Source organism: Kitasatospora sp. NPDC096140 (assembly GCF_040303045.1).
In the GTDB taxonomy this organism is placed as follows: domain Bacteria; phylum Actinomycetota; class Actinomycetes; order Streptomycetales; family Streptomycetaceae; genus Kitasatospora.
Map to the genome: position 1 here is coordinate 222393 of NZ_JBEOUW010000009.1, position 24714 is coordinate 247106.

24 protein-coding genes and 2 tRNA genes are annotated in these 24714 nt (G+C 72.0%); 4 read left to right on the plus strand and 22 right to left on the minus strand.

Features of this window, described 5'->3' with window-relative positions:
• Nucleotides 1–8: 8 nt before the first annotated feature.
• From secF to pgsA, 14 genes are all read right to left on the minus strand, one after another.
• The gene (gene secF / locus ABT048_RS12175) at nt 9–1097 is read right to left on the minus strand and encodes a protein translocase subunit SecF (protein WP_350521266.1); all 1089 of its coding nucleotides are present in this window, start codon (nt 1095–1097) and stop codon (nt 9–11) included.
• A gap of 4 nt (nt 1098–1101) precedes the next feature.
• A complete protein-coding gene (gene secD / locus ABT048_RS12180; RefSeq protein ID WP_402800480.1) occupies nt 1102–2922 on the minus strand; it encodes a protein translocase subunit SecD in 1821 nt (606 codons plus the stop codon).
• Nucleotides 2923–3070: 148 nt separating this feature from the next.
• Nucleotides 3071–3478 (minus strand): preprotein translocase subunit YajC, encoded by a 408-nt coding sequence (gene yajC, locus ABT048_RS12185; protein WP_350521267.1) that lies wholly within the window; start codon nt 3476–3478, stop codon nt 3071–3073.
• Nucleotides 3479–3739: 261 nt separating this feature from the next.
• Nucleotides 3740–4810 (minus strand): Holliday junction branch migration DNA helicase RuvB, encoded by a 1071-nt coding sequence (ruvB, locus tag ABT048_RS12190; protein ID WP_350521305.1) that lies wholly within the window; start codon nt 4808–4810, stop codon nt 3740–3742.
• A 55-nt stretch (nt 4811–4865) separates the two neighbouring features.
• Entirely contained in the window at nt 4866–5477 is a 612-nt protein-coding gene (ruvA, locus tag ABT048_RS12195; protein WP_350521268.1) for a Holliday junction branch migration protein RuvA, read from the minus strand.
• Nucleotides 5474–6025: a crossover junction endodeoxyribonuclease RuvC gene (gene ruvC / locus ABT048_RS12200; protein ID WP_350521306.1), complete on the minus strand. Its 552-nt coding sequence runs from the start codon at nt 6023–6025 to the stop codon at nt 5474–5476. Before ruvC ends, ruvA begins: the two co-directional genes overlap by 4 nt.
• Before the next feature lie 143 nt (nt 6026–6168).
• A complete protein-coding gene (locus ABT048_RS12205) occupies nt 6169–6927 on the minus strand; it encodes a YebC/PmpR family DNA-binding transcriptional regulator (protein ID WP_350521269.1) in 759 nt (252 codons plus the stop codon).
• Nucleotides 6928–7039: 112 nt separating this feature from the next.
• Nucleotides 7040–7663 (minus strand): pyridoxal 5'-phosphate synthase glutaminase subunit PdxT, encoded by a 624-nt coding sequence (gene pdxT / locus ABT048_RS12210; protein WP_350521270.1) that lies wholly within the window; start codon nt 7661–7663, stop codon nt 7040–7042.
• Nucleotides 7664–7766: 103 nt separating this feature from the next.
• A complete protein-coding gene (gene pdxS, locus ABT048_RS12215; RefSeq protein WP_350521271.1) occupies nt 7767–8678 on the minus strand; it encodes a pyridoxal 5'-phosphate synthase lyase subunit PdxS in 912 nt (303 codons plus the stop codon).
• A 128-nt stretch (nt 8679–8806) separates the two neighbouring features.
• Nucleotides 8807–9352: a LemA family protein gene (locus tag ABT048_RS12220; RefSeq protein WP_257032868.1), complete on the minus strand. Its 546-nt coding sequence runs from the start codon at nt 9350–9352 to the stop codon at nt 8807–8809.
• A gap of 43 nt (nt 9353–9395) precedes the next feature.
• The gene (locus tag ABT048_RS12225) at nt 9396–9764 is read right to left on the minus strand and encodes a 5-carboxymethyl-2-hydroxymuconate Delta-isomerase (RefSeq protein ID WP_350521272.1); all 369 of its coding nucleotides are present in this window, start codon (nt 9762–9764) and stop codon (nt 9396–9398) included.
• A gap of 100 nt (nt 9765–9864) precedes the next feature.
• Nucleotides 9865–11049 (minus strand): glycosyltransferase family 4 protein, encoded by a 1185-nt coding sequence (locus ABT048_RS12230; protein ID WP_350521273.1) that lies wholly within the window; start codon nt 11047–11049, stop codon nt 9865–9867.
• Between the two features lie 40 nt (nt 11050–11089).
• Nucleotides 11090–12067 carry a phosphatidylinositol mannoside acyltransferase gene (locus ABT048_RS12235; protein WP_350521274.1) on the minus strand — a complete coding sequence of 326 codons (978 nt, stop codon included), beginning with the start codon at nt 12065–12067 and terminating at the stop codon, nt 11090–11092.
• A 16-nt stretch (nt 12068–12083) separates the two neighbouring features.
• The gene (gene pgsA, locus ABT048_RS12240) at nt 12084–12731 is read right to left on the minus strand and encodes a phosphatidylinositol phosphate synthase (protein WP_350521275.1); all 648 of its coding nucleotides are present in this window, start codon (nt 12729–12731) and stop codon (nt 12084–12086) included.
• Between the two features lie 255 nt (nt 12732–12986).
• Here pgsA and ABT048_RS12245 point away from each other — a divergent pair, with 255 nt between their 5' ends.
• Nucleotides 12987–15035 carry an elongation factor G-like protein EF-G2 gene (locus ABT048_RS12245; RefSeq protein ID WP_350521276.1) on the plus strand — a complete coding sequence of 683 codons (2049 nt, stop codon included), beginning with the start codon at nt 12987–12989 and terminating at the stop codon, nt 15033–15035.
• Between the two features lie 135 nt (nt 15036–15170).
• On the opposite strand, the gene ABT048_RS12250 is transcribed toward ABT048_RS12245, so the two are convergent.
• Nucleotides 15171–15629 carry a thiol-disulfide oxidoreductase DCC family protein gene (locus tag ABT048_RS12250; protein WP_350521277.1) on the minus strand — a complete coding sequence of 153 codons (459 nt, stop codon included), beginning with the start codon at nt 15627–15629 and terminating at the stop codon, nt 15171–15173.
• Between the two features lie 173 nt (nt 15630–15802).
• Between ABT048_RS12250 and ABT048_RS12255 the strand changes: the two genes are divergently transcribed.
• Nucleotides 15803–17449, plus strand: coding sequence for an AbeC-like domain-containing protein (locus tag ABT048_RS12255; RefSeq protein WP_350521278.1), 1647 nt, complete (start codon nt 15803–15805; stop codon nt 17447–17449).
• Between the two features lie 73 nt (nt 17450–17522).
• Here the strand turns inward: ABT048_RS12255 and ABT048_RS12260 are convergent, their stop codons facing one another.
• The 4 genes from ABT048_RS12260 to ABT048_RS12275 form a co-directional block, all read right to left on the minus strand.
• The gene (locus tag ABT048_RS12260; protein ID WP_097238679.1) at nt 17523–18083 is read right to left on the minus strand and encodes an HIT family protein; all 561 of its coding nucleotides are present in this window, start codon (nt 18081–18083) and stop codon (nt 17523–17525) included.
• Nucleotides 18084–18164: 81 nt separating this feature from the next.
• Nucleotides 18165–20144, minus strand: a complete 1980-nt coding sequence (gene thrS, locus ABT048_RS12265; RefSeq protein ID WP_350521279.1) for a threonine--tRNA ligase — start codon at nt 20142–20144, stop codon at nt 18165–18167.
• 88 nt (nt 20145–20232) lie between these two features.
• Nucleotides 20233–21390 carry a hypothetical protein gene (locus ABT048_RS12270; protein WP_350521280.1) on the minus strand — a complete coding sequence of 386 codons (1158 nt, stop codon included), beginning with the start codon at nt 21388–21390 and terminating at the stop codon, nt 20233–20235.
• A gap of 32 nt (nt 21391–21422) precedes the next feature.
• Complete coding sequence (locus tag ABT048_RS12275) at nt 21423–21977, minus strand: DUF4365 domain-containing protein (protein WP_350521281.1); 555 nt, start codon at nt 21975–21977, stop codon at nt 21423–21425.
• 169 nt (nt 21978–22146) lie between these two features.
• Here ABT048_RS12275 and ABT048_RS12280 point away from each other — a divergent pair, with 169 nt between their 5' ends.
• Nucleotides 22147–22914 (plus strand): exonuclease domain-containing protein, encoded by a 768-nt coding sequence (locus tag ABT048_RS12280; protein ID WP_350521282.1) that lies wholly within the window; start codon nt 22147–22149, stop codon nt 22912–22914.
• Between the two features lie 79 nt (nt 22915–22993).
• On the opposite strand, the gene ABT048_RS12285 is transcribed toward ABT048_RS12280, so the two are convergent.
• The 3 genes from ABT048_RS12285 to ABT048_RS12295 form a co-directional block, all read right to left on the minus strand.
• A tRNA-Val gene (locus tag ABT048_RS12285) sits at nt 22994–23065 on the minus strand.
• Between the two features lie 206 nt (nt 23066–23271).
• Nucleotides 23272–23343 (minus strand) — tRNA-Val (locus ABT048_RS12290).
• Between the two features lie 78 nt (nt 23344–23421).
• Complete coding sequence (locus tag ABT048_RS12295) at nt 23422–23880, minus strand: TIGR02611 family protein (protein WP_350521283.1); 459 nt, start codon at nt 23878–23880, stop codon at nt 23422–23424.
• Nucleotides 23881–24075: 195 nt separating this feature from the next.
• Here ABT048_RS12295 and ABT048_RS12300 point away from each other — a divergent pair, with 195 nt between their 5' ends.
• On the plus strand, nt 24076–24489 hold the full coding sequence (locus ABT048_RS12300) for an SsgA family sporulation/cell division regulator (RefSeq protein WP_030056266.1): 414 nt from the start codon (nt 24076–24078) through the stop codon (nt 24487–24489).
• Nucleotides 24490–24714 lie beyond the last annotated feature (225 nt).

Here is a 24714-nt window from a genome sequence, read left to right on the forward strand (position 1 = left end):
GGTTCGGGTCAGCGCTTGGTGGACGGACGGCCCTTGGCACGGGTGCCGGCCGAGCGGCCACGCTGACCGACCATACCCGCAGGCTGGCCCTCGTCCGCGAGCTCGTCCCCGGGCACCGCGTCCTCGGTCCGGCCGGCCGCGGCCCGGTGCTGCAGGACCCGCTTGCGCAGCGCCTTCATCTCCGGCTGCTCCTCCTTGAGCTGCGCCAGCAGCGGGGTGGCGACGCAGATCGAGGAGTAGGCACCGGCGGCGAGACCGATGAAGAGCGCGAGCGAGATGTCGTTCAGCGTGCCGGCGCCCAGGATGCCGCCACCGATGAACAGCAGCGCGGCGACCGGCAGCAGCGCCACCACGGTGGTGTTGAGCGAGCGGACCAGGGTCTGGTTGAGGCCCGCGTTGGCCGCCTCGCTGTAGGTGAGCTTGTTCTGCTTGGCGATCCCCTTGGTGTTCTCCTTCACGGTGTCGAAGACGACGACCGTGTCGTAGAGCGAGTACCCGAGGATCGTCAGGAAGCCGATCACCGTACCGGGGGTGACCTCGAAGCCCACCAGGGCGTAGACGCCGATGGTGATCAGGAGGTCGTGGATGAGGGCGACCAGGGCGGCCACCGCCATCCGCCACTCGAAGGCGATCGCCAGGTAGACCGTCACCAGGATCATGAAGATGATCAGACCCGTCATGGCCTTGTTGGAGATCTGCTTGCCCCAGCTGGGGCCGATCACCTGGGCCTCGACGGTGTCCAGCGGAACGCCGATCTTCTCGGCGAGCTGCGAGCGCACCTCGTCGGAGCTCTTCGGCTCCTCGGTGCTGACCTGGATGCGGATCTTGCCGTTGTCGGTGGACTGCACCAGCGGGTGCGAGGAGACGACCTGGTCGGCCTTGTCCTGCGCCTGCGAGACGGTCAGGCCGGGCTTGGACACGGTGTAGACCGAGCCGCCCTTGAACTCGATGCCCAGGTGCAGGCCCATGGCCAGACCGATCGCCGCGACCAGCACGATCACGCCGGAGATGGAGTACCAGAGCTTGCGGCGCCCGACGAAGTCGAAGCTGACCTCGCCCTGGTAGAGCCGGTGGCCCAGGTTGGAGAAGCGCGACACGGTGTCAGGCCTCCTTCACGGCGGCAGAGGAGGGGCTACGGCGACGGCTGCTGCGCAGCGGCGGGCGGGCGCCCAGCCGCTTCGGGTCCAGACCGGACCACGGGTGGCCGTCGAGGAAGAACTTGCGGCGGGCCAGCAGCGTGATCAGCGGCTTGGTGAACAGGAAGATCACCACGACGTCGAGCGCGGTGGTCAGACCGAGGGTGAACGCGAAGCCCTGGACCTTGCCGACCGAGACCACGTAGAGCACGGCGGCACAGAGGAAGGACACGAAGTCCGAGACCAGGATCGTGCGCCGGGCGCGCGGCCAGGCCCGCTGGACCGCCGGGCGCAGCGGGGCGCCCTCGCGGACCTCGTCGCGGATGCGCTCGAAGTACACGATGAAGGAGTCGGCGGTGATACCGATCGCGACGATCGCACCGCAGACCGCGGGCAGGTTCAGCGCGAAGCCGATCCCGCCGCCGAGCAGGCTCATGATCGAGTAGGTCAGGGCCGCCGAGACGAGCAGACCGGCGATCGAGACCAGGCCGAGGCCGCGGTAGTAGACCAGCGAGTAGGCGACCACCAGCAGCATGCCGATCGCACCGGCGACCAGGCCGGCCTTGAGCTGGTCGCTGCCGAGCGCCGGGGAGACGGTGGTGATGTCGCTCTTGGCGAACTCCAGCGGCAGGGCGCCGTAGCCCAGCACGTTGGACAGGTCCTGCGCCTCGGTCTGGGTGAAGCGACCGGTGATGACCGCGCTGCCGCCCGAGATCGGGCCGTTGACCTGCGGGTGCGAGACGACCTGGTTGTCCAGCACGATCGCGAACTGGCTGGTCGGCGGGGCCTGGGTGGCCAGCTGGCCGGTGATCTTGGCGAAGGCGTCGGTGCCGGTGCCGTTGAACTGCAGCTGGACCTGCCATCCGGCGCCGGTCTGGGTGTCGAGCGAGGGCTGGGCCTTGGAGACGTCCGAGCCCTTCACGGCCACGGGGCCGAGCGCCAGCTTCTCGTAGTAGCCGTTCTCGGCCTTCTGGGAGCAGGCGACGACGGCCTTGTCCTCGGGGCCGGTCTGGGCGCTGCGGACCTCGGGCTTGGAGCAGTCGAGGGTGGCGAACGCGGTGGACAGCTCCGGCGGAACGGTGCCCTGCGTCATCGCGGCGCTCAGGTCGGCGGCGCTCGGCGGGGTCGCGGCGGCACTCGGGGTCGCGGCGGCGCTGGGAGCGGCGCTGCCGGTGGCGGCGGCGGACGGGGCCGCGCTCGCGCCGGTGGCGGCGGGCGACGGGGTGGTGCCCTCGGCGGCCAGTGCCTCACCGACGGTGCGGCCCTGCTTGGTGGCGCTCGCGCCCGCGGACGGCGTGCCGGTCGCGGCGGGCGCGGTGGCCGACGGGGTCGCGGCCGGGGTGCCGGTGGCGGGGGCGGACGGGGTGCCGGTGGGGGCCGGAGCGGTGACGCCGCTGGGGGCCACGGCCAGGACCGGGCGGAAGAACAGCTTGGCGGTGGTACCGACCTGGTCCGCCGCGTTCTGCCGGTCGCCGCCCTTGGGGATGTTCACGATGATCGTGTTGTCGCCCTGGGTCTGGACCTCCGCCTCGGAGACACCCATACCGTTGACACGGCGCTCGATGATCCCGGTGGCGATGTCCATGTTGGACTTGCTGATCGCCTTGGGGTCGGTCGACTTCGCAGTCAGCGTGATGCTGGTGCCGCCTGCGAGGTCGATCCCGAGCCGGGGCTTCGTGTTGCCCGTCCCGAACATGAGGGCGACCAGTCCGACGGTGACGACCAGGATGAGGGCCAGCGCCCGCCCTGGGTAGCCGTCGCGCGGGCGCGACTTGGGTGTTGCCACCTTGCTCGTTTCTCCCTGTCCATGCCACCTCCCCGACCGGACCCCCGTCCGGCTCGTGGCTGGACAGGGGTCCGGGTGGTTCTGCGGCCCTGAGGTCCTGTGGGCTCGCGGCACTGCGCCGCGCGACCGGGCGGGTTGCCCGGCCGTACTACTTGCTCGCGGGAGCCCCGCCCTCGACGTCGCTCTTCTCGTCGCCGTCCTTGGTGAGCGACAGCGGCTTGTCCTCGACCGGCTCGGCGTCGGCGTCCTCGGCCTCCGGCTCGGCGAGCTCGTCGTCGGCGGGGCGGCCGTTGATGATCGCGTCGTACTCCTGGGGGTCCAGGACGGCCGCGATCGCGCTCTTGGTGAAGTGGGTGAACACGCCGGGCGCGATCTCCAGCTCGACGGTCTCCTCGTTGACCGCCTTCACCTGGGCGTACAGACCGCCGATGGTGCGAACACCCGCCCCGGGCTCCAGAGCGGTCTGCATCTGCTGCTGCTGCTGCTGGCGCTTCTTCTGCGACCGGAACATGAGCACGATCGCGATGATCGGGAGGAGAAGGATGATGAGGTTCACTGCAGCCAGGGTCCTTTACGGGCCGCCGGCCGGCGGCCTGTGTGGTAATGGATCGGCCCGTCGGGTGAGAGGGGCGGTCCGGCGGAGTCTATGCAACCCCGAATCGATCGGACAACGCCAAGCATCGCATCCTGCTGCCGAAAGTGGCGACCCTCCGCCTGCACAGTTTCCGCGGACCCCGTTCCGGGCTCCCCCTTGCCGCGCCCCGGCCGCACCCGGCGGGAACGCACCGCCCCGGCTCACCCGTTCAGCCGATGACGGTCAACTCCCGTCGGCCGGGAACAGCTCCGACTGGGGCGGGACACCGCCGCGAGTGGTCTGAACCGGCGGGGTCAGACCGAGGTGCTGCCAGGCCGCGGCGGTGGCGATCCGGCCGCGCGGGGTCCGGGCGAGCAGGCCCTCGCGGACCAGGAACGGCTCGGCGACCTCCTCGACCGTCTCCGACTCCTCGCCCACCGCGACCGCGAGTGTCGACAAACCGACCGGACCGCCGCCGAACAGCCGCAGCAGCGCGTCCAGCACCGCGCGGTCCAGCCGGTCCAGGCCGCGGGCGTCCACCTCGTAGACGTCCAGCGCCTGAGCGGCGATCCCCGCGGTGACCACCCCGTCGTGCCGGACCTGCGCATAGTCGCGCACCCGGCGCAGCAGCCGGTTGGCGATGCGCGGGGTGCCGCGCGAGCGCCCGGCGATCTCGGCGGCGCCGGCCGGGTCTATCTCCACGTCCAGCAGCGTGGCCGAGCGGTGCACCACCCGCTGCAGCTCGGCCGGGGCGTAGAACTCCATGTGGCCGGTGAAGCCGAAGCGGTCGCGCAGCGGCGGCGGCAGCAGCCCGGCCCGGGTGGTGGCACCGACCAGCGTGAAGGGCGGCAGCTCCAGCGGGATGGCAGTGGCGCCCGGGCCCTTGCCGACGATCACGTCGACCCGGTAGTCCTCCATCGCCATGTACAGCATCTCCTCGGCCGGCCGGGACATCCGGTGGATCTCGTCGAGGAAGAGCACCTCCCCCTCGGTGAGCGAGGAGAGGATCGCCGCGAGGTCCCCCGCGTGCTGGATGGCCGGGCCGGAGGTGATCCGGATCGGGGCGCCCAGCTCGGCCGCGATGATCATGGACAGGGTGGTCTTGCCCAGCCCGGGCGGACCGCTCAGCAGCACGTGGTCGGGCGCGCTGCCGCGCTTGCGGGCGGCCTGGAGCACCAGGGACAGCTGCTCGCGCACCCGCTCCTGGCCGATGAACTCGTCCAGCAGCTTGGGGCGCAGCGCCGCCTCCACCGCCTGGTCCTCACCGTCGGCTGCGGCCGTGACCAGCCGGTCGGCGGGTTCCGAGTCGTACATCGTCACGGGCTCCAGGTATTCCGAGGTCGACAAAGGGACAGATCGTCAGACGGACTCAGCGGGCGCGGTTGAGGCCGCGCAGCGCGAGCCGGAGCAGGGCGCCGACGTCCGGCGTCTGCTGCGCCTCGGCTTCCGGGGCGACGGCCGCGACCGCCTCGTCCGCCTCGCGCGGGGCGTAGCCGAGGCCGGTCAGCGCGGAGTGCAGCTGCTCGCTCCACGGCGCCGGGCCGGCCGCGATCGGCTTCTGCGCGGGCACCGCGCCGTGCGGGGCGCCCAGTTTGTCCTTGTACTCCAGCAGCAGCTTGGCGGCCTTCGCCTTACCGATGCCCGGGACGGCGACCAGCGCCTTCTCGTCGCCGTTCGCGATCGCGACCCGCAGCGCGTCGGGGCTGTGCACGCCGAGGATCGCCTGCGCCAGCTTGGGGCCGACGCCCGGCGCGGCCTGCAGGATCTCGAAGACCGCGCGCTCGTCGTCGTCCGCGAAGCCGAACAGGGTCAGCGAGTCCTCCCGGACCACCAGCGAGGTCGCCAGCCGGGCCGGCTCGCCCAGTCGCAGGCCGGCCAGGGTGTTCGGCGTGCACTGCACCGCCATGCCCACCCCGCCGACCTCGACCACCGCGAGCCCGGAGGAGATGGCCGCCACGGGCCCTTGCACGAAGGCGATCACCGGATGCTGCCTTTCAGAGGAGTGGAGCGGGTCGTGGCGCGGGCGGCCCGGACGGCGGCCTCCAGGCGGTTGGTCGCGCCGCCGCGCCAGATGTGGCAGATGGCGAGCGCCAGCGCGTCGGCGGCGTCCGCGGGCTTGGGCGGGGCGTCCAGCCGCAGCAGGCGCTGCACCATGGCCGTGACCTGGGCCTTGTCGGCCCGGCCGGAGCCGGTGACGGCCGCCTTGACCTCGCTGGGGGTGTGCAGGGTGACGGGTATGCCGCGGCGCGTCGCGCAGAGCATGGCGACCGCGCTGGCCTGGGCCGTTCCCATCACGGTGCGCACGTTGTGCTGGGCGAAGACCCGCTCGACGGCGACCAGGTCGGGCCGGTGCTCGTCCAGCCAGGCCTCGATGCCCTCCTCGACCAGGAGCAGCCGCTGCCCGATCTCGGCCTCGGCGGGGGTGCGCACCACCCCGACCCCGGCCATCCGCAGCGGCCGGCCCGGCGCACCCTCGACCACGCCGACCCCGCACCTGGTCAGCCCCGGGTCCACACCCAGTACCCGCACCACCGGCCCCGCCTCCCGTCCTCGACCTGCGAAGGCTACCGTCCGGGTCCGACAACCCCGCCGACGACACCGGCCCGGCGGTCCTGGGACCACCGGGCCGGGCAGTGAGAACGATCACTCGCCGTCGATCGGGCGACGCCGTGTCACTCGGCGTCGAGCTCCGCACCGACCTCGTCGGAGATGTCGAAGTTGGCGAAGACGTTCTGCACGTCGTCGCTGTCCTCCAGCGCGTCGATCAGCTTGAGGATCTTGCGGGCGCCGTCGACGTCCAGCTCGACCTGCATGCTCGGGAGGAAGTTGGCCTCGGCCGAGTCGTAGTCGACGCCGGCGTCCACCAGCGCGGTGCGCACGGCGACCATCTTGGAGGCCTCGGAGACGATCTCGAACGAGTCGCCGAGGTCGTTGATCTCCTCGGGCTCCTGGTCGAGGACGACCTCGAAGAGCTTGTCCTCGTCCACGCCGTCGGCCTTGGGGACGATGACGACACCCTTGCGGGTGAACAGGTACGACACCGAGCCCGGGTCGGCCATCGAGCCGCCGTTGCGGGTCATCGCCACGCGCACGTCGGAGGCGGCGCGGTTGCGGTTGTCGGTGAGGCACTCGATCAGGACGGCGACACCGTTCGGGCCGTAGCCCTCGTACATGATGGTCTGGTAGTCGGCGCCGCCGGCCTCCAGACCGCCACCGCGCTTGACGGCGCGGTTGATGTTGTCGATCGGGACCGAGCTCTTCTTCGCCTTCTGGATGGCGTCGTAGAGGGTCGGGTTGCCCGCCGGGTCGGGACCGCCGGTGCGCGCCGCCACCTCGATGTTCTTGATCATCTTGGCGAAGAGCTTGCCGCGCTTGGCGTCGATCACGGCCTTCTTGTGCTTGGTGGTAGCCCACTTAGAGTGGCCGGACATCGCCAGCTCCTTTACGTCGCCAAATGGAAATGAAACAGATGAGATCTTACCGGTGTCGTCACCGGTGAGGCGCACACGGTCCGTGCGCGGCCGAGACGCTCCCGGTGAGGGCTCAGCCCGCGGCGGCCGCGAGGTGCTCCTCGACCATCTTCACGAAGTACGCGTGCACGCGGTGGTCGCCGGTCAGCTCCGGGTGGAACGACGTGGCCAGCAGGTTGCCCTGGCGCACGGCCACGATCCGGCTGTCCGGGCCGTCCGCGGCGGGCAGTTCGGCCAGCACCTCGACGCCCGCGCCGACCGCCTCGACCCAGGGGGCGCGGATGAAGACGCCGTGCACCGGCGCGTCGTCCAGGCCCTTGAAGGCGATCCCGGACTCGAAGGACTCGTTCTGGCGGCCGAAGGCGTTGCGGCGCACCGTCATGTCGATGCCGCCGACGGTCTCCTGGTCCTCGCGGCCGTCCAGGATCTTGTCCGCCAGCATGATCATGCCCGCGCAGGTGCCGTACACCGGCATCCCGGCGGCCACCCGCTCGCGCACCGGGTCCATCACGCCGAACAGCAGCGCCAGCTTGGACATGGTGGTGGACTCCCCGCCGGGGATCACCAGCGCGTCGACCTCGGCCAGCTCCTCGGCACGGCGCACCGGGCGGGCGAGCGCGTCGGCCTCGGCCAGCGCGACCAGGTGCTCGCGGACGTCGCCCTGCAGGGCGAGGACGCCGATGACTGGAGTGCTCACGGTCTTCAACCTCAATCGATCGTTGCTACGGAATGACGTGGCGCGGCCCGCCGCGGCGCCGAAGCGCTGCGGCGGGCCCGGGCCCTCGGAACCTGCGGGGCGACTACCAGCCGCGGTTGGCGTAGCGCTCGGTCTCCGGCAGGGTGTCGCAGTTGATGCCGACCATGGCCTCGCCCAGGTTGCGGGAGGCGTCCGCGATGATCTTCGGGTCGTCGAAGAAGGTGGTGGCCTTCACGATGGCGGCGGCACGCTTGGCCGGGTCGCCCGACTTGAAGATGCCGGAGCCGACGAAGACGCCCTCGGCGCCCAGCTGGCGCATCAGCGCGGCGTCGGCCGGGGTGGCCACGCCACCGGCGGAGAACAGCACGACCGGCAGCTTGCCGAGCTCGGCGACCTCCTTGACCAGCTCGTACGGGGCGCGCAACTCCTTGGCGGCGGCGTACAGCTCGTTGTGGTCCAGGGCGCGCAGCTGGCCGATCTCGTTCTTGATCTGGCGCAGGTGGCGGACGGCCTCGACGACGTTGCCGGTGCCGGCCTCACCCTTCGAGCGGATCATGGCCGCGCCCTCGGCGATGCGGCGCAGGGCCTCGCCCAGGTTGGTCGCACCGCAGACGAAGGGGGTGGTGAACGCCCACTTGTCCGAGTGGTTGATCTCGTCGGCCGGGGTCAGGACCTCGGACTCGTCGATGTAGTCGACACCCAGGGACTGCAGGACCTGGGCCTCGACGAAGTGCCCGATGCGGGACTTGGCCATCACCGGGATGGAGACCGCCTCGATGATCTCCTCGATCATGTTCGGGTCGGACATGCGGGCCACGCCGCCGTCCTTGCGGATGTCCGCCGGAACCCGCTCCAGCGCCATGACGGCCACCGCGCCGGCGTCCTCGGCGATCTTGGCCTGCTCGGCGTTGACCACGTCCATGATCACACCGCCCTTGAGCTGCTCGGCCATGCCCCGCTTGACCCGGGCGGTGCCGATCTGCGGCTGGTCTGCGGTGGTGGGGGTGGTGGACACGTGAGACCTCACTCGAAGATGAACCAGTGCTATCGCCCTATGGTAGGCGGACCGGGTGACGCCTCCATGTGCCACCCAGTCCAGCCGGGACGACGGGATACGACAATCGGGCCGTATCCGAGGACACCCTAAGCAGGCGCCCCCTCGGGCGTGAGGGCGGGCGGCGGAGCGTCGTCCATCTCGAAGGCCATCGGGAAGGGCGCCTTGCCCGCCAGCCGGAAGTACCGCACCAACCGGTGCTCACGCACCGCACGTGCCGCCCGCACCGCGTCGTTGTGGAACCGACGGGCCATCGGCACCCGCCGCACCGCGGCCGTCAGATCACGAACGGCGTCCTCGCCGCCCGGCTCGGCCACCAGCGCCGCCACCTGCTCCGGCTCCTCCAGCACCGCCCGCAGCGCCAGGCTCAGCTGACTCTCCGCCACCTCGCGCTGCTCGTCGTCGGCCTGCCGGGCCGCGTGCGCCGCGTCCAGCAGCAGCAGCGAGGCCGCCGGGTCCAGCAGCGAGGACGTCGCCAGCTCCATCGCCACCGAGGCCCGGCGGACCAGCTGCGCGTCCAGCGCCGCCCGCGCGGCGTCGATCCGGGCGTGCAGCCGGTCCAACCGGCCGGCCGTCCAACTCAGGTACATGCCGAAGAGCACCACGGCCACGCCGGCCCAGATCCAGGTAGTCACGGGCCGCTACGTTACCGGGTGTCACCGGCCGGCCAGACCGGCGTCAGCCGACCGCGACGGCGTTGCGGTAGCACTCCCGATCGATGTCGGCGATGTTCACCGCGGTGAACAGCCGGCTCCCGGGCCGCGGCCGCACGAACCGGGCCACCAGCTCCAACACGCCCTCGCTCAGCGCCGCCTTCGCCTCCGGCGTCCGCCCCGGGAAGATCTGGAACTCCACGAACACCTGGACGTCCCCCGTCACCCCACTGGTGCCGACCACCAGCTCCTCGCTCTGCCGGAACACCGTCTTGCAGGACTCCGGCTTGGCGTCGATCGTCCGCTCCGTCAGCCGGTTGATCGCCAGGCCCAGCCCACGGCGGTCGAAGGTGCCGGCCAGGCCGGCCGAGTAGTCCACGGAAATCTGCGGCATCGGTTTCCCCCATGCGGTGAAGCGGTACGGTCGCCTGACCCTAACCCCACCAACGGCCGGGCCGACCACGGCCCCGCCGCAGCCCCCGGCCGGCCCCCGATCAGTCCCTGGCCAGCCCGAACCGGCCGCGCCGCCCGCTGCGCTCGTCCTCCTCGACCACCGCCGCGGCCCCCGCCGTCACCGTCTCGTACACCGCCAGGATGTCCGCGCCCACGGTCGACCAGTCGAAGCGCCGCACGTGCCGCGAGGCGGCCTTCCGCAGCTCCTCCAGCCGGGCCGGATCGCCCAGCAGCCGCAGCGCCGTACGGGCCAGCGCGTCCGCGTCCTCCACCGGGAACAGCTCGCCGGCGTCCCCGCCGTCCAGCACCTGCTTGAACGCGTCCAGGTCGCTCGCCAGCACCGGCGCACCCGCCGACATCGCCTCGACCAGGATGATCCCGAAGCTCTCGCCACCGGTGTTCGGCGCCACGTACAGGTCCACGCTGCGCAGCAGCCGGGCCTTCTCCTCGTCGCTCACCATGCCGAGGAACTCCACCTGCCGGCGCACCTCGGGCGCCAGGCCGGCGACAGCCTCCTCCTCGTCGCCCTTGCCCGCCACCAGCAGCCGCACCCCCGGCCGCTCCGCCAGGATCCGCGGCAGCGCCGCCAGCAGCGTCGGCAGGCCCTTGCGCGGCTCGTTGATCCGGCCGATGAAGCCGATCGTGCCCGGCTCCCCCTTCGCCGCGTGGCCCATCCAGCGCTCGTCCGCCTCGGCGTCCGCGAAGAAGCCCACGTCCACGCCGTTCGGGATCACCACCGCGTCCCCGCCCAGGTGCTCCACCAGGGTCCGCCGGGCGTACTCCGACACCGCGATCCGGGCCCGCATCTTCTCCAGGCCCGGCTGCAGGATCGGCGAGGCCGCGATCATCGCCCGCGAGCGCGGGTTCGAGGTGTGGAAGGTCCCGACCATCGGCCCGGTCGCCGACCAGGCCGCCAGCATCGACAGGCTCGGCGAGGCCGGCTCGTGCACGTGCAGGATGTCGAAGCGACCGTCGTGCAGCCACCGCCGCACCCGCGCCGCCGACAGGATGCCGAAGCTTAGCCGCGCCACCGACCCGTTGTACGGCACCGCCACCGCCCGCCCGGCCGAGACCACGTACGGCGGCAGCGCCTCGTCGTCCTCGGCCGGCGCCAGCACCGAGACCTCGTGCCCCAGACGGATCAGGTGCTCGGCCAGGTCCCGGATGTGGAACTGCACCCCGCCGGGGACGTCCCAGTCGTACGGGCAGACGATGCCGATCTTCACGGGTTCCTCAAGCTCCTTCGGACAGTCGTACGGGCCGGGCTCAGGACCCGGAGGCCTCGGCCGCGGGCTCGGGGGCCTCGGCCGCGGGTACCGCCTCCGCGCGCACCGCGGAGGACTCCTTCACCGTCTCACGGACCGGCAGGTCGGCCAGCCAGAACTTCTGCAGCATGTGCCAGTCCTGCGGGTACTCGCGGACGCCCCGCTCCCACACGGCCGCCATCGCCTGGGTCATCGCCCGCGTCCGCTCCTTGCGGTCGTCCCCCTCGGGGACCGTCACCTCGGGGTGGATCCGCGCCCGCAGCAGCGGGCCGTCGTACCAGAGCGTCACCGGCAGCAGCGCCGCCCCAGTCCGCTGGCAGAGCGCCGCCGGACCGGCCGGCATCCGGGTCGCCTCGCCGAAGAACGACACCTCGATGCCCGCCTCCGACAGGTCCCGGTCCCCCACCAGGCACACCAGCCGGCCCTCGCGCAGCCGCCGCGCCAGCGTGCCGATCACGTTCACCGAACCGCCGGTCAGCGCCAGGACCTCCATGCCCTGGCCCTCCCGGAACTCGACGAACCGGTCGAACAGCCGCTCCGGCTTCAACCGCTCCGCGACCGTCGTGAACGGGTAGCCCCGCTGCGCGACCCAGGTGCCCGCCAGGTCCCAGTTGCCCATGTGCGGCAGCGCTATCACCGCGCCCCGACCGGACTCCATCGCCTCCCGCAGGTGCTCGAAGCCCTCGACCTGCACGTCCCGGGCCACCCGCTCCGGGCTCCACACCGGAAGCCGGAACGACTCCATCCAGTACCGCAGGTACGAGCGCATCCCGGCCCGCGACAGCGACCGCACCGCGGCCTCGTCCAGCTCCGGACGGACCCGCCGGAGGTTCGCCTCCAGCTGCAGCACCCGCTTGCCGCGCTTGCGCCAGGCGTAGTCCGCCAGCCGCTCGAACAACCCGCGCGCCACCCGCTCCGGCAGGTGCTTCAGCAGCCCCCAGCCCAGCGCGTACGCCCAGTACACCAGTCGGTCCGTCACCGCAGGACGCCCCCCATCAGCTCCCGGCCGCCGCTCGGTCGGCCTCGAACGCCTCCCGGCGCACGGTCAGCATCCGCTGGAACACCGTCACCAGACTGCCCGCCGCCACCAGCCACAGCGCCACCGGCAGCAGCCACTCCACGTACGGCACACCGAACTCGTGCAGGCCCGCGATGCCGGCCGCCACCAGGCTGGCCACCAGCCGCTCGGCCCGCTCCACCAGCCCCGACACGTCACACGGCAGGCCCTGGCTCTCCGCCCGCGCCTTCGTGTACGACACCACCAGGCCGCTCGCCAGGCAGAAGATCGCCACCGCGCACAGCAGGTTGTTGTCACCCTTGCCCGCGTACCACATCGCCAGGCCGCCGAAGATCGCCGCGTCCGCGACCCGGTCCAGCGTGGAGTCGAGGAACGCCCCCCACTTCGTGCTCCGACCCAGCTGACGGGCCATGTTGCCGTCCACCAGGTCCGAGAAGATGAACAGCGTGATCGTGATGGTGCCCCAGAAGAACTCCCCACGCGGGAAGAACACCAGCGCACCGGTCACCGAACCGGCCGTACCGACCAGCGTCACGGTGTCCGGGCTCACGCCCAGCCGGATCAGGAACGCGGCGAACGGGGTCAGAACACGTGTGAAGAAGGCACGCGCGTATTTGTTGAGCATGGCCTTCCCAGCCGCTCCGATCTCCCAGATACCCGCCTGGCGCAACACGACACGGCAGACGGCCCGACGGATAAGCCCGTCCGGCGCACCCATCGTAGCCACGCCGGAGACGCGCTCCACCGCACGCACCGCCGCGCGACGCACCCACCACGGCACGCACACGCACGGTCACCGAGCGGCCGTACGACACGCGCCGCCGCGACACCCGGTCCTAGACTGCGATGGACAGCCTCGGCGCCACGGGAGGAGACCCCGATGCCCGACCGCAGCACGGCACGAGCCGGCCAGGCACCCGCCGTCACCGGCCCCCGGGACCTGCGCAACGTCGTCCTCATCGGCTCCAGCGGTGTGGGGAAGACCACCCTCGCCGAATCCCTCGCCCACGCCGCCGGCGCCACCGGCCGCGCCGGCCGCGTCACCGACGGCACGACCGTCTCCGACCACGAGGACATCGAGCACCAGCAGCAACGCTCCGTCCAGCTCTCGCTGCTGCCCCTCGAATGGAAGGGCGTCAAGATCAACCTGATCGACCCGCCCGGCCACCCCGACTTCGCCGCCGACCTGCGCGCCGCCCTGCACGCCGCCGACGCAGCGGTCTTCGTCGTCTCCGCCACCGACCCCGTCACCGCACCCACCCGCGCCCTGTGGCGCGAGTGCGCCGCCGAGGGGATCCCCCGGGCCATCGCCGTCGCCAAGCTCGACCTCGCCCGCACCGGCTTCGACGAGATCCTCACGGCCTGCCACGACGCCTTCGGGCTGGGCCCGGACACCCTGCGCCCGCTCTTCCTCCCCGTCCTCCACGACGGCCGGCCCGACGGCAGCGTCGACCTCCTCACCGGCGACACCTACGGCGACGCCACCCCGCTCCCCGACACCGGCCCCGCCCACGACAGCCTCGTCGAGGCCATCTCCGGCCAGGACGACACCCTCATGGAGCGCTACCTCTCCGGCGACACCCTCGACACCGACTCCCTCGAAGCCGGACTGCGCCGCGAGGTCCTCGACTGCACCCTCCACCCCGCCGTCCCCACCAGCGACAACGGCCTCGGTGCCGCCGAACTCCTCGACCTCGTCGTCCACGCCTTCCCGAACCCCACCGAACGCACCCGCCCCGGCCCGGACTGCGACCCCGACGCCCCCCTCGCCGCCCAGGTCGTCCGCGTCACCGGCGACGCCTACGTCGGCCGGATCAGCCTGCTGCGCCTGTACGCCGGCACCCTGCGCCCCGACACCAAGATCCACCTCGTCGGCCCGGCCCACACCGCCGACCAGAACGGCGACGAACGCGTCACCGCCCTCACCAGCCCGTTCGGCAAGCTCCAGCGCCCCGTCCCGCACGCCGTCGCCGGAGACCTCGTCTGCGCCGCCAAGCTCACCAGCGCCCGCGCCGGCGACACCGTCCACGACCCCGGCCACCCCGTCGACCTCGACGGCTGGACCCTCCCCGAGCCCCTGCTGCCGATCGCCGTCGAAGCCCACAGCAAGGCCGACGACGACAAGCTCTCCCAGGCCCTCACCCGGCTCACCGCCGAGGACCCGGCCCTACGCCTCGAACAGAACCCCGACACCCACCAGCTCGTCCTCTGGTGCACCGGCGAGGCCCACGCCGACGTCGTCCTCGACCGCCTGCGCACCCGCCACGGCGTCCACGTCGACACCGTCGCCCCCAAGGTCGCCCTCCGCGAGACCTTCGGCACCGCGGCCGCCGGCCACGGCCGCCTGGTCAAACAGTCCGGCGGCCACGGCCAGTACGCCATCTGCGACCTCGAAGTCGAGCCCCTCCCGGCCGGATCCGGCTTCGAGTTCCAGGAACACGTCGTCGGCGGCGCCGTCCCCAAGCACTTCATCCCCTCCGTCGAGAAGGGCATCCGCGCCCAACTCGCCAAGGGCGTCTCCACCGGGTACCCGCTCGTCGACGTCCGGGTCACCCTCACCGACGGCAAGGCCCACTCGGTCGACTCCTCCGACGCGTCCTTCCAGAACGCCGCCGCCCTCGCCCTGCGCGACGCCGCCGAGCACGCCGTCATCCGCCTGCTCGAACCCGTCGCCGCGGTCAGCATCCTGCTGCCCGACGACTACCTCGGCGCCGTCCTCGGCGACCTCTCCGCCCGCCGCGGCCGCGTCCTCGGCACCGAGACCGGCGGCACCGGCCTCACCCTGCTGCGCGCCGAGGTCCCCGAACTCGAACTCGTCCGCTACCCCGTCGACCTGCGCTCCCTCACCCACGGCACCGCCGAGTTCTCCCGCGCCTACCTGCGCCACGAACCCATGCCCACCGCCCTGGCCGAGCGCTACACGGACTGACCACCGACCGGCGCACCGGCCGAACGGCCCCACCAGCGGGCGGACTTGCCGCCGGGCCGACTCACCACCAGCAGGCTCGCGACCGACAGGCTCGCGACCGGCTGACTCGCGACCGGACGGGCCCGCCGGACGGGCTCACGGCCGGACGGCCCCGCGGTTCGGCAGCGCACACGCCGCCGTACCCCCCGGCATCCGGTGCCGGTTCCGCGCCACCCACCGGTACACCACACCCGCCACCGGCCGCACCGGCGCCGCCGTCAACACCGCGCCCAGGTACGCCCACGCGCCGCCGGAGCGCATCAGAAGCCGCGCAACCGCCTGTGCGCCCCCGTACACCCGCCCGCTCGGCGTCACCCACAGCACCTCGCGCTCCGCCCGCTCGGCCGACACCTCGCCCCGGCCGCCCGCGAGCGCGTCCAGCGCCGCCAGGTCCGCGAACTGGAACGCCACCGCCTCCCAGCCCCCCGAGGCCAGCGTCTGCCGCAGGTACCGCTCCCCCCACCGCACGCACGACGAGCAGAACGCGCAGTCCCCGTCGAAGACCAGCACCGGATCCTTCACAACGGCTCCCCTTTTCCTCGTCTCCACCACCATCCTCCTCCACCCCACACCCGACCGCTCCGGCGGGTATCGATGCACCCGAACCCGGGCATCATGCCTCTCAGCCCCGGTACGGCTCGATCGTGACGGTACTTCAGACGATCATCCGCGCCCGGGGGCCGCGGCACGGTAACCTGCCGCTGACAAGGGGAGGAGGGGACGCCACCGTGACCACACTCGACATGACCCCGGGCGCGCAGATACCCCGGACCGACGCCGGCCCGCAGACCGCCGTCACCCAGGCGCTCTCCTCGGCCGCCTACCGCGACGGCGAGATCGGCGGCTTCGTCACAGCCGTCACCGACGCCAAGGAGAAGAAGGGCCGCTTCGCCCTCTTCCGCCCCAACCTCGGCGAGGCCTTCAGCAAGGCGCTGGTCTCCCGCGCCCTCGGCGGCGACCGCAAGCCCATCGTCCCGGCCTTCGGCGTCGACACCCGCCAGGTCGTCGAGCACTGCCTGGCCGCCGAGGAACTGCGCAACACCCGCGACCGCCACCTCACCACCGTCACCCTGGTCACCGGCGGACTCTTCCTCCCCGGCACCCTGGTCTGGCTCGCCGCCTTCCAGGTGCGCGCCTGGCTCAAACGGGACAACCCGAAGAACGCCGGCGTCTACGGCGGCATCACCCTCGCGCTGGCCGCCGCCCTCGCCGTCTTCCTCGTGCTGCGCCCGCCGGCCGCCGGCGTCCTCGGCATCTACCTGCGCATCACGATGCTCGCCCCGGTCATCGGCTGGTACCTCGCCCGCCGGATCGTCGAGCGTTCCGCCAAGGACCTGCGCGCCCGCTGGCAGTCCCTGGTCGAGGGCTCCGCCGTCGCCGCGACCGTCGCCAAGGCCGTCCCCCGCGACGACCTCGACAAGAAGGCCGTCGACCTGCGCGACAAGCTCGGCCGCCTGGACGCCGAGCAGGAGACCAACGTCCACCACTACGCCGGCCCCAAGGGCATCCTCGGCGCCGGCCGCCGCTGGGGCGAGTGGCGCCTCGCCGACACCCTCCACCCCGCCGAGGGCCACGTCGACTTCCGCGCCTTCCACCCCTGGGACCTGGTCCGCCGGATCTCCACCCACCTCAAGGGCCTCGGCATCAGCCACGTCGCCAACAGCGGCATGCCCAACGTCACCATCAAGCAGTGGGTGGTCTTCGACATCGGCGAGGGCGCCGACGAGATCAGCCGCCCCGGCAACGCCGACATGGACGGCGACCGGATGCGCGACTTCGCCGTGCAGAGCATCGCCGACAAGCAGACCTTCTCCGGCGGCCCCCGGCACTACCTCGCCACCCAGTTCATCACCCACGACGGCAAGCTCGTCCTCACCTTCACCATCACGGTGACCCTGCTCGCCAACGTGCTGACCATCTCGGTGGCCGGCTACGCGCTCGGCCCGGTCAAGGGCGTCTTCTTCGACAAGCCCAAGGACAAGGAGAAGACGGTCTCCAAGACGGTGAAGTTCTGGGAGGACCGCACCGTCAAGCTCCCCCTGATCGACAACGACGAGGTCGTCCGCCAGGCCGTCCGCGCCCCCTTCTACCGGATTCCCGGCCTGCTCGGCTGGCTCGGCGGCGGGCTGGGCCTGCCCGAACCGTTCGGCCTGCGGCACGTCTGGGCCGGCCGCGCCTGGGACAACCGCTCCATGGTCGACAACGCCATGAACGCCTCCGTCCCGGTGCTCAACGCGGTCCACACCGCCACCCTGGAGTTCCTGGAGGAGCACGACCTCGACGCCGACCGGTTCTTCAAGACCCGCACCTCGATCATCAAGTCCGAGGCGCAGAGCCCCCGGCCGTACGACGTCGACACCTTCAACGCCGGCTGAGCCCGGCCCACGACGGACGGAAGGGGCCCGCCACCGATCTCCTCGGTGGCGGGCCCCTTCCGCGTTCTCCGGATCAGCCCTGCGGCCAGACCTCGGCCAGCATCTTCCGGGTGTCCGCCAGCAGCTGCGGCAGCACCTTGGTGTGGCCGACCACCGGCATGAAGTTGGTGTCCCCGCCCCAGCGCGGCACCACGTGCTGGTGCAGGTGCGCCGCGATCCCGGCACCGGCCGCCGCGCCCTGGTTCATCCCGATGTTGAACCCGTGCGCCCCGGAGGCCGCCCGCAGCGCGGTCATCGCCTTCTTGGTGAAGTCCGCAAGCTCGGCCGTCTCCGCCTCGTCCAGGTCGGTGTAGTCGGCCACGTGCCGGTACGGGACCACCATCAGGTGCCCGCCGTTGTACGGGTACAGGTTCAGCACCGCGAACACGGCGCTGCCCCGGGCGATGACCAGCCCGTCCTCGTCGCTCAGCGACGGGATCGAGCAGAACGGACAACCGTCGTCCGGAGCCGGGCCGGTGGGCTTGTTCTCACCCTGGATGTACGCCATCCGATGGGGGGTCCACAAGCGGCGGAAGCCGTCCGGCTCACCGACGCCCCGCTGCAGTTCCGGCTCAGTCGTCATGCTGATCAGCATATTCGCCCGACGGTGGATGCAAAGCCGCGCGGGGCAGACTCATCGAGAGCCTGCCCCGCGCGTGACGGTCGTGCTACCGGATCACACCTGGATGCGGTTCTTCACCGCATCCACGATCTCGGCGACCGCGTCCGCGACCGGGACGCCGTTCTTCTGCTCGCCGTTGCGGTAGCGGAAGGAGACGGCACCCGCCTCGACGTCGTCGTTGCCGGCGATCAGCATGAACGGCACCTTGCTGCGCTGCGCGTTGCGGATCTTCTTCTGCATGCGGTCGTCCGAGGTGTCCACCTCGACCCGGATCCCGTGCTTCTTGAGCTCGGCCGCGACCTCCAGCAGGTACGGCACGTGCTCGTCGGTGATCGGGATGCCGGTCACGGTGACCGGGGCCAGCCACGGCGGCATGGCGCCGGCGTAGTGCTCCAGCAGCACCGCGAAGAACCGCTCGATCGAGCCGAACAGCGCACGGTGGATCATGACCGGGCGCTGGCGCGAGCCGTCCGCCGCGGTGTATTCGAGGTCGAAGCGCTCCGGCAGGTTGAAGTCGAGCTGGATGGTCGACATCTGCCAGGTACGGCCGATGGCATCCTTCGCCTGCACCGAGATCTTCGGGCCGTAGAAGGCCGCACCGCCCGGGTCCGGCACCAGCGGCAGGCCCTGCTTCTCGGCCACGCTGGCGAGGACGGCCGTGGCCTCCTCCCAGGTCTCGTCGCTGCCGACGTACTTCACCGGGTCCTTGGTCGACAGCTCCAGGTAGAAGTCGGTCAGACCGTAGTCGCGAAGGAGGTTGAGCACGAAGGTCAGCGTGGAGTCGAGCTCCTCGGCCATCTGCTCGCGGGTGCAGTAGATGTGCGCGTCGTCCTGCGTGAAGCCGCGGGCACGGGTGAGGCCGTGGACCACGCCGGACTTCTCGTAGCGGTACACCGTCCCGAACTCGAAGAGGCGCAGCGGCAGTTCACGGTACGAGCGGCCGCGCGCGTCGAAGATCAGGTTGTGCATCGGGCAGTTCATCGGCTTGAGGTAGTAGTCCACGCCCTCGTCGAGCTGCATGGGCGGGTACATGCCGTCCGCGTACCAGTCGAGGTGGCCGCTCTTCTCGAAGAGCTTCCCCTTGGTGGCGTGCGGGGTGTAGACGAACTCGTAGCCCTCTTCCTCGTGCCGCTTGCGCGAGTAGTCCTCCATCGCCCGGCGGATGATGCCGCCCTTGGGGTGGAAGACGGCGAGGCCGGAGCCGATCTCCTCCGGGATGGAGAAGAGGTCGAGCTCGTTGCCGAGCTTGCGGTGGTCGCGCTTCTCGGCCTCGACCAGGAAGTCGAGGTGCGCCTTCAGCTCGTCCTTGGTCGGCCAGGCGGTGCCGTAGATGCGCTGCAGCATCGGGTTCTTCTCGCTGCCGCGCCAGTAGGCGGCCGCGTTGCGCATCAGCTTGAACGCCGGGATGTGCCGGGTGCTGGGCAGGTGCGGGCCGCGGCAGAGATCGCCCCAGCACTGCTCGCCGCTCTTGGCGTCCAGGTTGTCGTAGATGGTGAGCTCGCCGGCGCCGACCTCGACGTCGGCGCCCTCGCCGGCGGTGGCGGCGGAGCCCTTGAGGCCGATCAGCTCCAGCTTGTACGGCTCGCCGGCCAGCTCCTCGCGGGCGGACTCGTCGGTGACCACGCGGCGGGAGAACTTCTGCCCGCGCTTGATGATCTCCTGCATCTTCTTCTCGATGGCCTTGAGGTCATCGGGGTGGAAGGGCTTCTCGACGTCGAAGTCGTAGTAGAAGCCGTCCTTGACCGGCGGGCCGATGCCGAGCTTGGCCTCGGGGTAGAGCTGCTGCACGGCCTGGGCCATCACGTGCGCGGTGGAGTGGCGCAGGATGTCGAGGCCGTCCTTGCTGCCGATCTCGACCGGCTCGACCTCGTCGCCGTCCTGGACGGCGTAGGCGAGGTCCTTGAGCTGGCCGGCGACGCGGGCGGCGATGATCGAGCGGTCGTCGGCGAAGAGCTCGGCGGCCGTGGTGCCCGTCGTCACCACGCGCTCTTCCCGATCGGGTTCGCGGCTGATGATTACCCGGACGTCCGTCACCGGTCTCTCCTGACGTACTGGATTTCAGAGGACGCAGCACAGCGCTGCGCGTGACGATGGTACCGAGAGCGCCGCCCCCGCCGTCCACCTACGCCCCTTCTCCCCCTCCGTCCGCCTTCTCCCCGAGCGACTTCAGCAGGCGCTCGCGGTCCCCTTCCTCCCAGCCGCACGGTTCCAGTCCGTGCGGGCGGGTCAGTCGGCGGAAACCGCCGTGCCGCTCCAGCCGGCCGGAGACCCGGACGGGCAGGCCCGCGAGGTGGGCCTCGGCGGCGAGCCGGTAGTCGGGGTCGGGCAGCCGGAGCCTGAGTTCGCGGACCTCGGCGCCGGTGAGGACGCGCAGCCGTACCGAGCCTGGGCCGGCCGGGTCGGCGCGCTTGAGCCGGGTGACGACGCCGACGACGGTGACGGCGACGGCGGGCTCGATCCGTTCCAGCAGGTCGGCGGCCTCGGTCAGGGCGGGCAGGTCTCCGGGTGAGAAGTCGAGGTCGATCCGGCGGTCGCCGAAGCCGCCCGGCGTTCCGGCGGCGGGTGACCAGGCGACGGTGAGCCGGGCCGCCGTCGTGCCGCGGACGAGTTCCCCGACGGACTGGACGAGCTCCCGGCTGACGCCGGCCCGGACGGCGTTCTCGAAGGCCTCGGGCCCGCCGCTGACCCGGCGGTAGTCGACGGCGTCGCGCAGTGCCTCCAGGGCGCGCACCAGCGTGGTGACGGCGGCGCGGCCCTCGGGGGCGGGGGTGTACGCGGTGAGCGCGGCACCGTGTTCGACCACCAGGACGCGGTCCAGGAAGTCCGCGGCGGGGCCGTCCAGCCGGGCGCCGAAGTAGGCGGCCCTGGCGCGGGCGGCCTTGGCCCCGGCGGCGAGCATCCCGCGGGCCGCCCGGCGGAGCCGCTCGGCGTCGTCCCAGGGGGTGGCCCCGGCGGGGCCGGGCGCTTCGCGGCGCCAGCGCAGTTCGTCGCCGGGGACGGCGAGGGCGAGCAGGATCGAGCGGGCCGAGGGGGTGCGGGAGCGGGAGAGTGCGGTGACGGCGTCGGTGAGGAGTTCGACGGCGTCGTCGAAGCCGTCCGCGGCCGGGACGAGGAGGCTGGTGCCGGGCTCGCCGTCGGGCGGGGTCCACCGGCCGTACCGGGCGGCCGGGCCACCGCGGCGGATCCAGCCGTGCCGGGCGAGCAGGGTGGTCAGCACCGCGGGGTCGAGGGTGGCCGGGTCGGGCAGGGGCGGCTCGCCCGGTCCGTGCGGCGGTGTCATGGGGTCGGCTCCTCGCTGCCGGGGCCGGGCGGTCACGGGCTGCCGCCCGCGCCGACCCGGGCCATGATGTCGCAGAGCGCGCGGTCGTCGAAGACCTTGTCGGTGGGAACCCGGACGTTGGTGCGCCGCTGTCCGGTGACGGGGTGGCCGGCCAGGTTGACCCAGTAGCAGCAGTGCCGCAGCTCCAGGGCGTCCGGGCGGGCCCGCAGCCAGTGGTCGACCCGGCTCGGCAGCAGCATCACGACCAGGATCCGGGGGACGGCGACCCGGGACCGGGCGAGCTTGCGCAGGTGGTCGTTGTCCAGGGTGAAGCTGAAGAAGCGCCCGGCCGGGTCGGGCGCGATCTGCTGGGTGGCCTTGAGCTGGATCTTGATGGTGACCTCGTCGTCCACCTGGTGCGCCCGGGAGCCGTGGTTGACCTGCCAGTCGATGCCGTTGTCCGGGAACGGCTGGGAGAGCGAGCAGCCGGCCGCGGCGGCGACCGCGTGCAGGTAGCCGACCTGCAGCGTCTCCATGCAGGCGGTGACCGCGAGGTTCCCCCGCAGGACGGCCGCCGCCTCCTCGGGCTGCGGCTGTGTCAGTGCCATCGCCCCGTGGCCTCCCCCGGCTGCGGGCCCGTCCGGCATTCGAACGGGCCGGTCGATTCGAACGGGACAGTCATGGGCAGGATCCCCGGTCCGGCCTGGGCCAAACGGGTTGAAGGTCCGTCAGAACCGGGTATCAACCGGGCGCGGAACGCACGCCTGAGGGGCAGTCATGCAGCAGCACTGGTACACCGGCCCACTCGCCTCCTTCGACACCGAGACCACCGGCGTGGACGTGGAGAACGACCGGATCGTCTCGGCCGCCCTGGTCGTCCAACTCGCCCCGGGCGCACCGGTGCGGACCACCACGTGGCTCGCCGACCCGGGCGTCCCGATCCCGGACGGCGCCCGCGCGGTGCACGGCATCACCGACGAGCACGTCCGGCTGCACGGCCGCCCGGCCCGCGCGGTGGTGGCGGAGGTCACCCGCGCGCTGGCGGCCGAGGCCCGGGCCGGGCACCCGGTGGTGGTGATGAACGCGCCGTACGACCTGACGCTGCTGGACCGCGAGTTGCGCCGCCATCACGGGCTGACGCTGGTCGGCGGCCTGGCGGCGGCCGGGCTGCTGGTGCTGGATCCACGGGTGCTGGACAAGCACGTGGACCGCTACCGCAAGGGCCGCCGGACGCTGACCGACCTGTGCGCGCACTACGGCGTGGAGCTGGCCGGGGCGCACGACGCGGCGGCGGACGCGACGGCGGCGCTGGGCCTGACCCGGTGCATAGGTGCCCGCTACCCGGCGGCGGTCGGCGGGCTGACGGCGGCGGAGCTGCACCTTCGGCAGGCGGTCTGGCACGCGGCGCAGGCGCGCGGGCTGCAGGGCTGGTTCGACCGCTCGGGGGTGGCGGAGCGCGTGGACCCGTCCTGGCCGTTGCGGCCGGCCCGGTGCGGCTGCGGGCGGCGGCTGGAGCCGGAGCACGGCTGCGAGGCGGCGGCGTAGCGGGCGGCCCGGCGCACCAGAGCCGGAACGCGCCGCAGGCCCTGACCGGTTTCCTGGTCAGGGCCTGCGTGCTGTCCGGTGGGCGATACTGGGATCGAACCAGTGACCCCTTCGGTGTGAACGAAGTGCTCTCCCGCTGAGCTAATCGCCCGGGCAACGAGATGAACTGTAGCACCATTCGGAGGTCGTCGTACAACTCGCCCTTCCGAGGTGCGCCGACGCATCCGCAGAACTCGCGCTCCGCGCGGAAGGTGACTGTGCCTCAGTCGATTACCGGACTCCTCGAAGGGATTCCGGAAAAACATGTGAGGCCCAGCCGATAATCGGCTGGGCCTCACATATCACAATGCATTCCGGTGGGCGATACTGGGATCGAACCAGTGACCCCTTCGGTGTGAACGAAGTGCTCTCCCGCTGAGCTAATCGCCCGGGTGCAGGGAAAACATTACCGCATCCCGGAGGGTGGTCCGAACACCCTCCTTGCTCTCCGCCCCGGACCCGGGCGGCTCACCTCCCGTCCAGCTGCCAGGGGACGACCAGGCCGTACCGGGCGAGGTACCAGCCGCCCGCCCCGACGACGGCGGCCAGCACGACGGCGGTGATCGTCAGGTTGCGCCGGCGCACCCGCGGGTCCATGGCCCGGTGGGCCGCCTCGGCGACCTTGCGGCGGGTCCAGCGCAGGACCAGCCGGGCCCAGACGAACTCGGTGGCCCAGATCCCCATGCCCAGGAAGATCACCACCCAGCCCGGCCCGGGCAGCGGCAGCAGCACCACGCCCAGCCCGACCACGGCCAGGCCGGCCAGGAAGATCGCCACCTGCCAGGCCCGCTGCAGCGCGCGGGAGCGGCGCACGAAGGCCGGGGCCAGGGAGCCGACCGCCCGGCCCCCGTCGGGGGGTCCGTCATCCGGCGTGATCGCTTCACCCGTTCTCGTGTTCCCGGCCGTCTTGTCGTTTCGCACAGTCATGCCAGGAAACTAACCAAGAAGTGCCTCGGTAATGCCGGGCCCGGCCGCTCCGGGGTGATTCCGCAATGCGCCGTCAGGGGTACGACTCGCGCCCGAATCGGGACAGAGGGGTTTACATCGGTCTTGGGGGTGGGATGGTCCGTTCGCCGACGTGCGATTCCCCGAGCGCACACTGAGCGAAAGGCCATGGCGCTTATGAACACCACGGTCAGCTGCGAGCTGCACCTGCGCCTCATCGTGTCCAGCGAGTCCTCACTGCCCGTCCCCGCGGGCCTGCGCTACGACACCGCCGACCCCTACGCCGTGCACGCCACGTTCCACACGGGCGCCGACGAGACCGTGGAGTGGGTGTTCGCCCGAGATCTCCTCGCGGAGGGGCTGCACCGACCCACCGGTACCGGCGACGTCCGGGTGTGGCCGTCGCGCAGTCACGGGCAAGGGGTGGTCTGCATCGCGCTGAGCTCTCCGGAAGGAGAAGCCCTGCTGGAGGCCCCGGCCCGGGCGCTTGAGTCGTTCCTCAAGCGGACGGACGCCGCGGTGCCGCCCGGCACCGAACACCGTCACTTCGACCTCGACCGGGAGCTGTCCCACATCCTCGCCGAAAGCTGACCCCGACCGGAGGAGGTCACGCCCCGCCGTCGGCGGGGTCGATCCCCCTGCCGTCATCGCAGCCGTCCTACTCGGGGGCACGGCAGCGCACTCAGCCGCGCACGACGCGGTCTCGGGGCCGGTGGACGGCCCGTTCCCACCGGAGCGGGCCCGCAGCACCGCAGGCGCCCGGCACCGAGGCCGGCCCCCCCCGACGGGGGGCGCGGCGCCGGGCCGGGGGGCGCC

Excerpts from the sequence above, each read along its gene's own strand:
- ruvB (WP_350521305.1), bottom strand. The coding sequence starts at position 4,810 with ATGTACGACTCGGAACCCGCCGACCGGCTGGTCACGGCCGCAGCCGAC.
- ABT048_RS12205 (WP_350521269.1), bottom strand. The coding sequence starts at position 6,927 with ATGTCCGGCCACTCTAAGTGGGCTACCACCAAGCACAAGAAGGCCGTG.
- ABT048_RS12225 (WP_350521272.1), bottom strand. The coding sequence starts at position 9,764 with ATGCCGCAGATTTCCGTGGACTACTCGGCCGGCCTGGCCGGCACCTTC.
- pgsA (WP_350521275.1), bottom strand. The coding sequence starts at position 12,731 with ATGCTCAACAAATACGCGCGTGCCTTCTTCACACGTGTTCTGACCCCG.
- ABT048_RS12245 (WP_350521276.1), top strand. The coding sequence starts at position 12,987 with ATGCCCGACCGCAGCACGGCACGAGCCGGCCAGGCACCCGCCGTCACC.
- ABT048_RS12250 (WP_350521277.1), bottom strand. The coding sequence starts at position 15,629 with ATGGTGGTGGAGACGAGGAAAAGGGGAGCCGTTGTGAAGGATCCGGTG.
- ABT048_RS12260 (WP_097238679.1), bottom strand. The coding sequence starts at position 18,083 with ATGCTGATCAGCATGACGACTGAGCCGGAACTGCAGCGGGGCGTCGGT.
- ABT048_RS12270 (WP_350521280.1), bottom strand. The coding sequence starts at position 21,390 with ATGACACCGCCGCACGGACCGGGCGAGCCGCCCCTGCCCGACCCGGCC.
- ABT048_RS12275 (WP_350521281.1), bottom strand. The coding sequence starts at position 21,977 with ATGGCACTGACACAGCCGCAGCCCGAGGAGGCGGCGGCCGTCCTGCGG.
- ABT048_RS12280 (WP_350521282.1), top strand. The coding sequence starts at position 22,147 with ATGCAGCAGCACTGGTACACCGGCCCACTCGCCTCCTTCGACACCGAG.
- ABT048_RS12295 (WP_350521283.1), bottom strand. The coding sequence starts at position 23,880 with ATGACTGTGCGAAACGACAAGACGGCCGGGAACACGAGAACGGGTGAA.
- ABT048_RS12300 (WP_030056266.1), top strand. The coding sequence starts at position 24,076 with ATGAACACCACGGTCAGCTGCGAGCTGCACCTGCGCCTCATCGTGTCC.